Source organism: Salegentibacter echinorum (assembly GCF_900129445.1).
Lineage (GTDB): Bacteria > Bacteroidota > Bacteroidia > Flavobacteriales > Flavobacteriaceae > Salegentibacter > Salegentibacter echinorum.
The window spans coordinates 116910-128892 of sequence record NZ_FQVT01000006.1; the positions used below are offsets into that span (position 1 = coordinate 116910).

Here is an 11983-nt window from a genome sequence, read left to right on the forward strand (position 1 = left end):
GTTTCCTAAAAAATTTAATGTCGAACCTTTTAAATTTTGAGTTATGGATATTTTCAACATTTTCTTCGAAAATTATAAACATGCAACTGCTGGATTTCATTTTATGGCAAAAGCTTTTATTCTACTAATTCTTGCATTTATACTACTCGCTGTAGGATTTGCTATTGTAGGTACCATACAAATGTACTTTTAGCTATCCTATTCTCTTGAATGGTAAAAAGATATTTCTGGCATGCAATTGAAACGATTTATGCAGGAAAAGAGAAAGAAATAAACTTTGACCAACAGGGAAGTCTGTGTTTTTCTAACTAATCTTTCTAGATTACTCTTTCTAGTGAAGATTTCAAAAAGCAAAAAGATTAATTATGAAATCGCTTAGGTTTGGCTATAAAAGATAGTTCGCTAATTAGAAATTTATTTCTTGAATATCAATATTATTCTAAAGTTTGATGGCGAAAAAAAATTTCATAACTCGGCATAAACATATTTAATTAAATTCTATATCCAATTTTTATTTATAAGATTAGTTTCGTTATTTTGAAAAGGTGTTCAAAAGACTAGAGATATCGACTCTGGCCTTTTTTGAGCTAAGAAATGAAAGACATTCCGTGATATTTCTACGATTACCAATTAAACTGGTTTCTAGACGAATATCTAAGTACTTTTTAACCACTTTTCTGCTATTTACAATTTAGGAAGTTTTTGCAGCTAAAACTTATAATTTCCTTGATTTAGCTTGATATAAGCTTCAAAGCCATAATTTTTACTCGATAATGGAGATTTATCGGGGTAATTATCCGGAACTCCAAAGTTTGTCTCGAAATCAAATTAATTTTCTTCTATAATACCTCGTGGGCTTGCCCTAGGGGCAGTTTATTCTTAATTAACACCCCATACACTTTCTTGAAAACGACTTATAAAGTAAATTGTATCTCACCCAAAATCATGAACCTTTGAAATTATTCTTCAGTTTTAACCGACACCTCTATAACCTGACCCCAAATGAAAAAAACAGACCTTTAAAACCCGGTTTATTTTGAGATAGGACTTTATGATTTTTATATGGAAGTATAATTCTTATTTAATTATATCAGAATATAGTGTATTCAATATCAACACTTAGCGTTTCAAATCATTCTCATAGTTTCAGCATAGCTTTTTTCTAATTTTAGATTAATAAAAATTACAAGCTTGTATTTAAACTATTTATTAATTCTAAAATTTATATTATGAAAACATTAGCTATTACAGTATTAATCTTATGTTCAGGGCTAACCTGTTTTTCACAGGAGATTAAAAAACTAGAGCCGGTAGAAGTCACCCTATCACCTATTAGTTTGGTAGAAACTAAAGAACCACACAGATATGCCTACACCGTAGATAGGAACTATAACGTAGAATTTGCGAAGAATCCAATTAAATTTATGCAGAAATATTTTAATATCCAAGACTTCATTTCTTCTGTAAATCATAAGAAATACGATTCTTTCGACGTTATTTTCAATGCCGAAAATGGCTTTCTTAATGCTTCTTATTCTAAAAATGGCAAGCTTACAGGAACAAGCCAACGGTTTAAGAATGTAGCTTTACCTTATGCTGTGCGACTTGAGCTTTACAAGAAAACCAAAGGTTGGAATATGATTAAGAATGTATATGTAGCCTATGGAAAAGGAAATATTTTAAATAAGGAACGCTATCGAATTAAGGTGGAAAAAGATGGAAAAACAAAAAGTTTAAAAATCGATCCTAGAGAACTTAATACAGGTAGCCTGGCTAAAATCTAAAATTAAAATGTAAAGAATTTTAAACAGAGAATGGTAAATGATAAAATTTACACCAAGTCACCGATTTTATTGAAGTAAAAATCATCAAAACTCTTAAGTAATGATGATTTTTTTTGCAATTAAGACAGATAAGTCACTAAAGATCATAATGATGCTTCTCTAAATATCGTTTAAAGCAAATTTTAGATCATTTACATCAAAAAAGATGGACTACAAATCAGAAATTAATGTATTGCAAATTACTATTGTAAATTATAAAGCTTAATTTTTTCAATAAAAACCATCAAGATAGATCGAAAAGTTTTAATTTAACAGGAGCTATTTTGTTGATAATTATCAAAGTAAGGACTTAACCTGCAATAAGCATTTTTTAAAAAATTATCATTACAAAAATTCCTATTTGATAAACCAATCAATACTGCCTTAAAAATGATTGGCTCATTAAGAAGTGGTATATATTTTTAATTAACCTTAGGGTATTACGAATGAGGGCAATTGTTATAGACGATGAAGCTTTAGCTAGAAAAAGAATCTTAAACCTTCTTACTACTGTTCATGAAGTGGAGGTGTTGGACGAGTGCGCCAACGGTAAAACAGCTATTAAACAAATTAATAGTTTGGAACCCGAATTAGTTTTTTTAGATATAAGTATGAAAGATATGAATGGTTTTGAGGTATTACAACAAATTAAAACCAATTCTAAACCTATTGTAGTTTTTGTAACCGCTTATGATAATTATGCTATAAAAGCGTTTGACGTAGATGCTATTGATTTTCTCTTAAAACCATTTAGAGACGAACGTTTTTATAAAACCATTAAAAAAGTATTAGCCCTTTCTCATACAGAAGCTCAGCACCATTTTGAAAAAAGACTAAAAAATCTTTTTCAGGTTTATAACGCTGACTATCAAAAATCAAGACAAATTTTAAAATTACCAATTAGACAGGGTAACAAAACCATTTTACTGGAAGTTGAGGGAATTCTTTACATCTGCGCATCTGGGTATTATGCAGAAATTTTTACAGCTGAAAAAAAATACGTACTTCGGGAGTCGTTAACAAATCTCGAATATTTACTAAAGGATTATTCCTTTGTTAGAGTTCATCGTTCTGCCATTATAAACCTAAATTTTATTAAAGAGATTGTACATTCAGAATATGCAGAAGTAGATGTGAGGATGATAGATGATAAACTTTTACGCATTAGTAAACCAAACAAGAAAGATTTATTCGATAAACTGGGTATTTAAAAATCACGCTAATGAAATTTTTAGCTTTTAAAAAAAAGTACATAGATGTAAAACTTATCCTATTATTAGCAGGTTTTTATACGCTTTTTAATTTGGTTTATTTTCTGAAGCTGGCTTATATAAGAGCCTATGCGAGCAAGGAAGTACTCACACCGTGGAGTGATATTATTTTCCACAACTTAATTTACGATTGGTTCATAGTAGTGATTTACATGAGCCTTATTGCAGTAAGTACAAAACGATTGCTCAATAAACGTTATTCCTGGTATAAGATTTTTTTACTTCATACTTTATTCTCTATCCTTATTGGTTTTGTAATACGTTTTGTATTTGATGTACAGGGAATCCTTTTTGGCCGAATGAAGTTTTCAGAATATAGTTTTAAAGCCAGTATCGACAGGATGATGTATGTAATAGAATTAAATTTTCTTATTTATTTTGCGATGATTTTTATTATCTATACCTACTATTATTTAAAACAGGTAAAGGAAGCAGAAATACAAAGAAGTCAGTTGGAAAGCCAGCTTTCAAATACACGAATGAAAATGCTTTCTTCGCAATTACAACCACATTTTTTATTCAATACACTTAATTCTATCTCTGCGCTCGTAGATATTGACACAAAAAAAGCCCAGAATACCATTGCAGATCTTAGTGACTTATTACGTGAAATTCTTTACAGCGGTGAAAACTATAAAGTAAGTTTAAGTAAAGAAATAAGGATGTTAGACTACTATCTTAATATTTTAAATCTTAGATTTTCAGACCATCTAAAACTAAAAAAACACATAGATAGCAAGTTATTAGATCGTTTGGTGCCAGCTCTAATTTTGCAACCCCTTATAGAAAACTCTGTGAAACACGGCTATTCTTATAGGCATACTACCTTAGTCATTAATATCTCCATTTTAAAAAAAAACAAATTTCTTATTTTAAAAGTGGCAAATGATGGCAAACATCTACCCCAGGAAAAATTAAACATTTTTGAAAAAGGGGTAGGACTAAAAAATATCCGAGATCGACTTTTTACTCTGTATGGCGAAAAAGCGAAAATCATTATTAGAAATAGGAAAGAAAAAGGTGTTGAAACCATTATAAAAATACCAATTTCTCAAACTCATTAATTTCTATTTTACTAATAAATTTAAATAAACTTCAAGTTTAGAAAATTACTTTAAAATACTCTTTTTTTCGTAAAAATTCCTATTACAACAATTTGATTTTGTAAATCGCATAGAAATTAAAGTTACCTTTCTGCTTTATGACACTACAATAGGTTTGTATAGCGCCTCTGTACTAAGATTTAGTCGAAGTATAGCTTATGGAGAATAAGAGCAAGGAAATTAGGAGAAGTATGAACGAGCTTGAATGCGTGACTATATGGTTAAATTGGTATTAAAATCTTTTGCGATTTTTTTGATCCAGAGTGGCTATGTATCTTTAAAAGATAATTGTAATATAAAAATCTACAATACTATGAATTTCATTTCTAGAACCTCAATATTAAGCTTGTGTAGTATATTTTTATTTTTCTGCGGAAGCCTTATCGCCCAGGACACCAATGTTATGATAAGAGCCCTGGCTAAAGATGCCAAGTTTATAGGAAGTTCTATTGGCGGTGCAAAAATTATTGTTCGTAATGCCGAAACCGGAGAAATCCTGGATGAAGGTGTAACCAGCGGAAGTACCGGCAATACCAATCTCATCGTGAAGAAAGCCCGTGAAAGGTATGAGAAAATGAGCGATGAGAATGCCGCAGGTTATAATGCGACCCTGGATATCAAAAAACCAACCTTTGTGACCGTTGAAGCTATCGCTCCGATAAATAAGAAGCAAGCCAGGGTAGTTTCATCTACCCAGTTATGGATCATTCCAGGCAAAGATATAACCGGTGATGGTTTGGTTTTAGAAGTCCCAGGGTTTGTGATAGATATTCTTTCCCCCCAAACGCACGAAGCCATTGCAGCTTCAAACAAGATCAATATTAAGGCTAACGTAGTGATGATGTGCGGTTGCCCGGTAACCGAAGACGGTATTTGGGATGCCAATCAATATGAAATAAAAGCGCTAATTACTGCCGAAAACGGTACCACTCAAGAAATACCATTAAAACCAACCGATAAATCCAGTACTTTTAAACTGGAAGCCACACTAGATAAAGGACTTTATGAAATTGCTGTTTATGCTTACGATCCCGTAACCGGAAACACAGGACTGGATAAAACCAATATTATTGTAAAATAAGCTTGAACCAGTAGGCAGTCCCAGTAGGCAGTGAGCAAAATAAAGAAAAATCCAGGTTCAAAGTATCAGATTATCAATAAACCGCAAGAGATTGCCACGTCCTTCTTCCTTGCGATAATTTATAAAAAGTAGGCAGTTGCAGTATTCAGTAAACAAAATAATAAATACCAAACAGTTTACTGTATTAATTATTCAACATCGACTAATCGAACCGACTGAACGGATAACACAAAATTGATAACTGATTTCTACTCGTATCTTAGTGACTCAATGGGGTCTTGTTTTGCTGCTTTGGCAGCTGGATAACTTCCGGCGAGTATAGCGACAATAATAGTGATGGCAGTAGCCCAAATAATTGCGATCCACGGGGTGGTGAAATTGAAGTCGGCTGCTGCCGAAACTCCAAGACCAATCAAAACCCCAAAAATAATTCCAACAATTCCGCCAATTTGTCCAATAATTAATGTTTCCATAAAAAACTGGGTAGCTATGGTTTTTCGTTTTGCGCCCAAAGCTTTACGCACACCAATTTCCCGGGTTCGCTCGGTAACACTTACCAGCATAATATTCATTAGCGCAATAGAAGAACCAAATATGGTAATGATAGAAATGATCCAGGCCGCATAATTAAGATAACTGGTAATTGAAAAAATTCTATTTATAAGATCATCACTGCGTTCCAATCCGAAGTTGTTTTCTTCAATTGGGTTTAATTTTCTAATATTTCTAAAGGTCAAAATAGCTTCATCCTGGGCACCTTCCAATAAGGCTTTATCATCTACCTTAACACTTAAATTATAATTTATTTTGGGTTGGGTAAAAATAGACCTGGCCAATTGAATAGGCATAAGCACTCGTAAATCCTGGTTATTTCCAAAAGTGGATCCCTTAGATTCCAAAATTCCAATAACTTTAAATTTTGCGCCACGAATACTTATGATTTTATCCAGCGGATTGGTATTTTGAAACAAGCCCTCTTCTTTGGCAAAATCTGAACCCAGAACCACAACATTATTATTGTTTTGAATATCGAAAACATTAAATTCCCGACCGATTTCTACTTTAGAGCCAGAGTTCTCTAAAAAATTCTCGTTTACCCCAAGAACGCGTACTTCAGGATCTGTTTTTTCATTTCTAAATTTAACCTCAGCTCCTGAAGTTCCTGTAAAAGATACTGCAGTTTTTGCCTGCGGATATGCATAATTGTCTTCAAACTTTTTTACCTCACGGTAACTGATTATTGGGTTGATTTTTTCAATTTCCCCGCCACCACGTCGTTGCGAACTAAAATCATAACGCTGTATATTAAAAGTATTTGCCCCCATAGAAGCAAAGTCGCTGCTTATAGTGTTTTCTAAAGCACTAACAGCACTTAGAATCCCTACTAAAGCTGTAATGCCAATAGCAATAATCAACACCGTTAAAATGGTTCTAAGCAACTGACTTTTAATAGAATTAAAAGCAATGCTAATATTTTCCCTTAGCAATCCAAACATAGAAAGTTTTTTCAGTACGCATCTATTAGACTTCAAACCTGTTATAATGTTACTTAAAAATTGAAATTTGTTTGGGTTCAGGTAAAATTTAAGATATTTGCAGCCAGAAACAGTTAAGAATACCCTACCTATATTTATATTTTATGGCACAGAAACCTTCTATTCCAAAGGGAACCCGGGATTTTAATCCGGCAGAAGTAGCAAAACGCAATTATATTTTTGAAACTATTAAAGCCGAATTCAAAAAGTTTGGATTTCAACCTATCGAAACTCCAAGTTTTGAGAATTCAGATACTTTAATGGGCAAGTATGGGGAAGAAGGCGATCGTTTAATCTTTAAAATACTTAATTCTGGTGATTTTCTAAAAAAAGCAGATTCCAAAGCTTACGAGGTTAAAGACAGTTTAAAAATAACAGCTTCTATTAGCGAAAAAGCTCTGCGATATGACCTTACCGTGCCCTTTGCCCGTTATGTGGTTCAGCATCAAAATGAGATTGATTTTCCGTTTAAGCGTTATCAAATTCAGCCGGTATGGAGAGCCGATAGACCCCAAAAAGGACGTTTTAGAGAGTTTTTTCAATGTGATGCAGATGTGGTAGGAAGCAAGAGTCTTTGGCAGGAAGTAGAATTTGTACAGCTGTATGATGCTGTTTTTTCTGCCCTAAAGCTGGAAGGAGTGACCATTAAAATCAATAATCGCAAAGTACTCTCTGGTTTTGCTGAAGTTATTGGTGAGAAGGACAAGTTAATCGATTTCACAGTGGCCCTGGATAAATTAGACAAAATAGGGGAGGAAGGCGTTGTAAAAGAAATGATGCAGAAAGGTATTGCTGAAAGTGCTATAGAAAAGATCCAGCCTATTTTTAAACTTCAGGGCAGTTTTGCTGAAAAAATTAATGGGATTAAAGCCATTCTTAAAACTTCAGAAACGGGGAAAGAAGGCATTAAAGAGTTAGAATTTATAGAGCAGGCTATTCAGGAAATGCCTTTAAACTCAGCTAAACTAGATTTGGATGTAACTTTGGCCCGCGGACTTAACTATTACACGGGTGCAATTTTTGAAATTTCTGCTCCGGAAAATGTAAAAATGGGCTCCATAGGTGGGGGTGGAAGATATGACGACCTTACCGGTATTTTCGGATTAAAAAATATGAGTGGGGTGGGAATCTCTTTTGGCTTAGATAGAATTTACCTGGTATTAGAAGAGTTAAACCTTTTTCCAAAAGCAGTTACACAAAACACCAAAGCCTTATTTATTAATTTTGGTGATAAAGAAGCACTTTACGCTCTAAAAGCAGTGCAAAAATTGAGAAAGGAAAATATAACTGCTGAATTGTTTCCCGATAGTAGCAAAATGAAAAAACAAATGAACTATGCTAATAAGCGGGAAATTCCGTATGTGATCTTAGCAGGTGGGGAAGAGATGGAACAGGAGAAATTTACTTTGAAAAATATGAAATCTGGCGAACAGCAAAAAGTAGATTTTGCAGCAATGGTTAAAACTCTGAGCTAGTTTTATCTGAGTATTGAGAATACCTGGTACTCTATATATACTACTTCGGGACAAGCATAGGAGCTCCCAATAATATCTGGATAAAACCCGATTATTGAATAAAATCCGTCACGCAATATTTTTGAAATATTGAATGACGGATTTTTATATTGTGACTATTTTTCACTTGCCTTATTTAAAACCTCCATATCTTCTTGAGAAAGTGAGGTTTCTACAGCTTCCTTGAAAGACTTTAGATGAGAGGATTTTGTAGCGCTGGCAATTGGAGCACTTATCCCCGGTCTTTGTATCAACCAGGCTAAAGCCACCCCTGCTTGAGAAATATTATGTTTTTCTGAAACCTCATCCAGACCCTTTAATACTTCCTTTCCACGGTCATTTAAATACTGTTCAACAAACATTTTTCGGGATTGCCCTTCAAAATCTGCTTCTGTCCTGTATTTTCCGGTAAGAAAACCACTGGCTAACGAGAAGTAATTGATAACCCCCATATTATTCTCCTCACATAGTTTCAGGATTTCACCTTCAAATTTATCACGTACCATTAGGTTGTACTCTGGTTGAAACACCTCATAGGCAGGAAGATTTTTTTCTTCAGCAGTATCTAAAGCTTTTTGTAATCTTTCCGCAGAAAAATTTGAAGCGCCAATATGCTTAATTTCCTTGCGGTCTATAAAGGCTTTGTACGCGGCTAACGCCTCTTCAACCGGGGTTTCTTCATCATCATAGTGTGTTAAATATAAATCGATATAATCGGTTTGCAATCTGGCCAGGGAATCTTTAACCGCACCGGTGAGATAATCTTTAGAATTATCTTTTGGGCCTTTGGCGTGTAAGCTGGAACCACCTTTGGTTATTAAAGTAATTTGATCCCTTACTTTTCGCTCTTTCATCCATTTTCCTATGATGCGTTCTGAAGTTCCGTGAGGAACTCCATTAGCCCAGCGGGAATAAACATCGGCGGTATCTATGGTAGTGAATCCAAGCTCTAAGAGCTCATCTAGCATTTTAAAAGATTCTTTTTCATTTAAGGTCCATCCAAATACATTTCCTCCAAAAACAATTGGAGCAGATTTTAGTCCAGATTTTCCTAAATCGATAGTATTCATTGCTTGTCTTTTTTCTAAAATTAAGCAACAAGTTGAAGAAAAAAGAATTAATGCTTCTATTTTAGAAAGGTTTAACCTTAAGGAGAGCTTTTAGTAGCCGAAAAGCTGATGTTGCATTTTTTTATAAGAAAAATGCGTTTTTACTAACAGTTAATTATAAGCAAAATGAAGTTTCACAGGCATACCGATTAGGTGAAAAAGAAGAATAGTCGCATGAATCGCTGTAGAAGTAGTGTTGTAAAAAAAAGAAAAACCGGGATTGGTTATTTGAGCCCCGGAATTTCTTTCATTTTACCATTTTCAGATTTTCCTAAAACTATTACTTCTTTATTTGCTTTATACTCTTCAATAGCTAGTTCTAGTTGTTCTTTAGTATCTCTTCGGATTTTAACTCCGCCTTTTTGATTTTTACTGCGAACTTCAATGTAATATCCGTCTCTTAAATCTTTCGGTTTTGTTGTAGGCCTTCCCATAGTATATTCTATTCTTTTTGGTCAATATATAACTTAAAAATCAATTTACAAATTATGCTAGCTTATCAGGAGCTAATAACCTGTGAAAAGCGCCAGTATGACAAGCCTGGTACTTGATTATCCGAAGTAATACCTAAGCTTTTCAGGAAAGCTAAATAATTGTTAAAGTTTTTCCGAATTCTTTTTGCTGCAATTTTCTGTACTTTTTTTAATCAGGAAAGTGTAATTCACGATATTATTCTTAAGCAAATTTCCCATCTTGTCTTTTACCACGTGATGAGCTATTGGGATAGCGGAATCATTAAACTTTTACTCGATAGAACTAAACTTGTTACCAATCTATTTTAGGTTGGTTTTGAAATTATTGTTTTTAAAAGGTAAAATACCAGCTTATTTTTTTAAAATCGTACAGGAAACGAAGTTGCTTTTTTGTTCTATAAGCTACCGGCAGGCAGGAAAAATAAGACGGAAGTTGAATGAGTTTGAGTGCATCCCTACACGATTTAATTGGTGTAATTCGCATTCATTATTTTATTTTGCCTATATTTGGATAATTCTTATAACTTTAAGAAATTTTAATTTCAATTATCATTCTTCCCCAATTACAAACGCTGCTCTAATTAACCTACCTGGCGAGCTTATTTATTATTTTTATTTTGATAGTTTAATTGCATCTTAAATAGATCTTATTTTCCAGATTAACTTAAAAATAAACTGATTAAATCTTATAAAATACTAGATTATGAAACAACGAATTTTCAGTTTGCTCTTCTTTAGCTTTTTGATACTGATGAATTTTTCCTGTGAAAAAGACAACGAGTCTATTCCTGAAGATGTATCCTCACATACCAGTTTAATTTATATTGTAGCAGACAATAATTTGTACTCTTTTGCCGCAAATGATATTGAAGAAATAATTACAGGTTATGCTGAAGTAAAAGATCCTAAAAATAATAAGCTACTGGTTTATATAGATGATAAAGACGCGCCACGCTTATTAAATATGAAAATACAGAACGATGAAGTTGTGGCCGAAATAATAGAAGAATACCCAGAGCAAAATTCATTGAATATTGGGATTATGTCTAAAATTATGAATCGGGCGTTGAGTGAATTTAAAGCAGATAGTTATGGACTTACCCTCTGGTCTCACGGTGATGGTTGGTTGCCCGGTACCGAGCAGGAAAACAATGATATAGCGGTGCGATCCTTTGGCGAAGATTCTAATAATAATATTTACACTAAAGGCACCCGTATGGATATTAAAGATTTAAAAAAGGCGCTTGAAATCCTACCAAAATTTGATTATTTGCTGTTTGATGCCTGTGATATGCAAGGAGTTGAGGTAGCCTACGAACTGCGAAATATTACCGATTATTTGATCTCATCCCCGGTAGAAGTTCCCGCCTTTGGCGCCAATTATGTAAGTATGGTGCCTGCCTATTTTTCTAAATCAAATAAAGCTGAACAAATTGCCCGCGCATATTATGAGGAATATGCACAAAATTATGATGTTGGGAGTAATCAAAACACCACGCAAAAAGGAAATAATAATAATGTTTCAACCAAAGGTTCGCGCAGTAACAATAAATACGAATATGGTATAGCGATTTCAGTTATTAAAAGTGCGGCCTTAGAAGAACTGGCGCGTGCCACTAAGAATGTAATTCAGAATGCTTCCAGTAATACTTTAATTAAAACTGAAAATATATTAAGTTATGATAGTAACTATTATAACTTTTACTATGATATGGAAAGCTTTGTGGCTTCTTTAGCAGATGCCAACAGTGCGGTCTTTAAAGATTGGAAACAAGCTTATGCCGAAAGTGTTCCGCTGTTTCTCACCACTCCATCTACGTTTTCATCTTACAGTAATGGCGGATTTGGTGGCAAAGTTTCTATGGCCGGTGCTACCGGGGTTTCAATTTATATTCCGAATAATAAAAATTTTGCTCAGGCATTTCAATGGAGTAGGAGTTCAGGCGAATCTGTCTTAGACTCATACTATTATTATCAAGATTATTACAAAACTTATGAATGGTATAATGCAGTAGGTTGGGATACGATTATTGAATAAAAGCAATAGCCTCGTGAAGAAACCGTTTTATAGGAT

The 11983-nt window shown here is 33.6% G+C and carries 10 protein-coding genes; 7 read left to right on the forward strand and 3 right to left on the reverse strand.

From position 1 onward, the window contains the following. Positions 1-43 precede the first annotated feature (43 nt). The 5 genes from BUA71_RS17620 (at position 44) to BUA71_RS11135 (ending at position 5278) form a co-directional block, all read left to right on the forward strand. Positions 44-193, forward strand: coding sequence for a hypothetical protein (locus BUA71_RS17620; RefSeq protein ID WP_175545952.1), 150 nt, complete (start codon positions 44-46; stop codon positions 191-193). 1036 nt (positions 194-1229) lie between these two features. Further along, entirely contained in the window at positions 1230-1784 is a 555-nt protein-coding gene (locus tag BUA71_RS11120; RefSeq protein WP_072879741.1) for a hypothetical protein, read from the forward strand. A 485-nt stretch (positions 1785-2269) separates the two neighbouring features. After that, positions 2270-3034, forward strand: coding sequence for a LytR/AlgR family response regulator transcription factor (locus BUA71_RS11125; protein WP_072879743.1), 765 nt, complete (start codon positions 2270-2272; stop codon positions 3032-3034). Positions 3035-3045: 11 nt separating this feature from the next. After that, complete coding sequence (locus tag BUA71_RS11130) at positions 3046-4158, forward strand: sensor histidine kinase (protein WP_072879745.1); 1113 nt, start codon at positions 3046-3048, stop codon at positions 4156-4158. Positions 4159-4510: 352 nt separating this feature from the next. Further along, a complete protein-coding gene (locus tag BUA71_RS11135; protein ID WP_072879832.1) occupies positions 4511-5278 on the forward strand; it encodes a hypothetical protein in 768 nt (255 codons plus the stop codon). Between the two features lie 248 nt (positions 5279-5526). Here BUA71_RS11135 and BUA71_RS11140 read toward each other — a convergent pair whose 3' ends face one another. Continuing rightward, positions 5527-6774: an ABC transporter permease gene (locus BUA71_RS11140; protein ID WP_072879747.1), complete on the reverse strand. Its 1248-nt coding sequence runs from the start codon at positions 6772-6774 to the stop codon at positions 5527-5529. A gap of 143 nt (positions 6775-6917) precedes the next feature. On the opposite strand from BUA71_RS11140, the gene hisS reads away from it, so the two are divergent. Then, a complete protein-coding gene (gene hisS, locus BUA71_RS11145; protein WP_072879749.1) occupies positions 6918-8288 on the forward strand; it encodes a histidine--tRNA ligase in 1371 nt (456 codons plus the stop codon). A gap of 155 nt (positions 8289-8443) precedes the next feature. On the opposite strand, the gene BUA71_RS11150 is transcribed toward hisS, so the two are convergent. Next, entirely contained in the window at positions 8444-9397 is a 954-nt protein-coding gene (locus tag BUA71_RS11150; RefSeq protein ID WP_072879751.1) for an aldo/keto reductase, read from the reverse strand. A gap of 263 nt (positions 9398-9660) precedes the next feature. Further along, positions 9661-9870, reverse strand: a complete 210-nt coding sequence (locus BUA71_RS11155; RefSeq protein WP_072879753.1) for a hypothetical protein — start codon at positions 9868-9870, stop codon at positions 9661-9663. 742 nt (positions 9871-10612) lie between these two features. Here BUA71_RS11155 and BUA71_RS11160 point away from each other — a divergent pair. Further along, positions 10613-11947, forward strand: a complete 1335-nt coding sequence (locus tag BUA71_RS11160) for a clostripain-related cysteine peptidase (RefSeq protein ID WP_072879755.1) — start codon at positions 10613-10615, stop codon at positions 11945-11947. The last annotated feature ends 36 nt before the right edge of the window (positions 11948-11983 follow it).

What these genes read in the sequence shown, in the direction of transcription:
- BUA71_RS11125 (WP_072879743.1), top strand. Translation starts at nt 2,270, where the DNA reads ATGAGGGCAATTGTTATAGACGATGAAGCTTTAGCTAGAAAAAGAATC.
- BUA71_RS11130 (WP_072879745.1), top strand. Translation starts at nt 3,046, where the DNA reads ATGAAATTTTTAGCTTTTAAAAAAAAGTACATAGATGTAAAACTTATC.
- BUA71_RS17620 (WP_175545952.1), top strand. Translation starts at nt 44, where the DNA reads ATGGATATTTTCAACATTTTCTTCGAAAATTATAAACATGCAACTGCT.
- BUA71_RS11155 (WP_072879753.1), bottom strand. Translation starts at nt 9,870, where the DNA reads ATGGGAAGGCCTACAACAAAACCGAAAGATTTAAGAGACGGATATTAC.
- BUA71_RS11120 (WP_072879741.1), top strand. Translation starts at nt 1,230, where the DNA reads ATGAAAACATTAGCTATTACAGTATTAATCTTATGTTCAGGGCTAACC.
- BUA71_RS11150 (WP_072879751.1), bottom strand. Translation starts at nt 9,397, where the DNA reads ATGAATACTATCGATTTAGGAAAATCTGGACTAAAATCTGCTCCAATT.
- BUA71_RS11160 (WP_072879755.1), top strand. Translation starts at nt 10,613, where the DNA reads ATGAAACAACGAATTTTCAGTTTGCTCTTCTTTAGCTTTTTGATACTG.
- hisS (WP_072879749.1), top strand. Translation starts at nt 6,918, where the DNA reads ATGGCACAGAAACCTTCTATTCCAAAGGGAACCCGGGATTTTAATCCG.
- BUA71_RS11135 (WP_072879832.1), top strand. Translation starts at nt 4,511, where the DNA reads ATGAATTTCATTTCTAGAACCTCAATATTAAGCTTGTGTAGTATATTT.
- BUA71_RS11140 (WP_072879747.1), bottom strand. Translation starts at nt 6,774, where the DNA reads ATGTTTGGATTGCTAAGGGAAAATATTAGCATTGCTTTTAATTCTATT.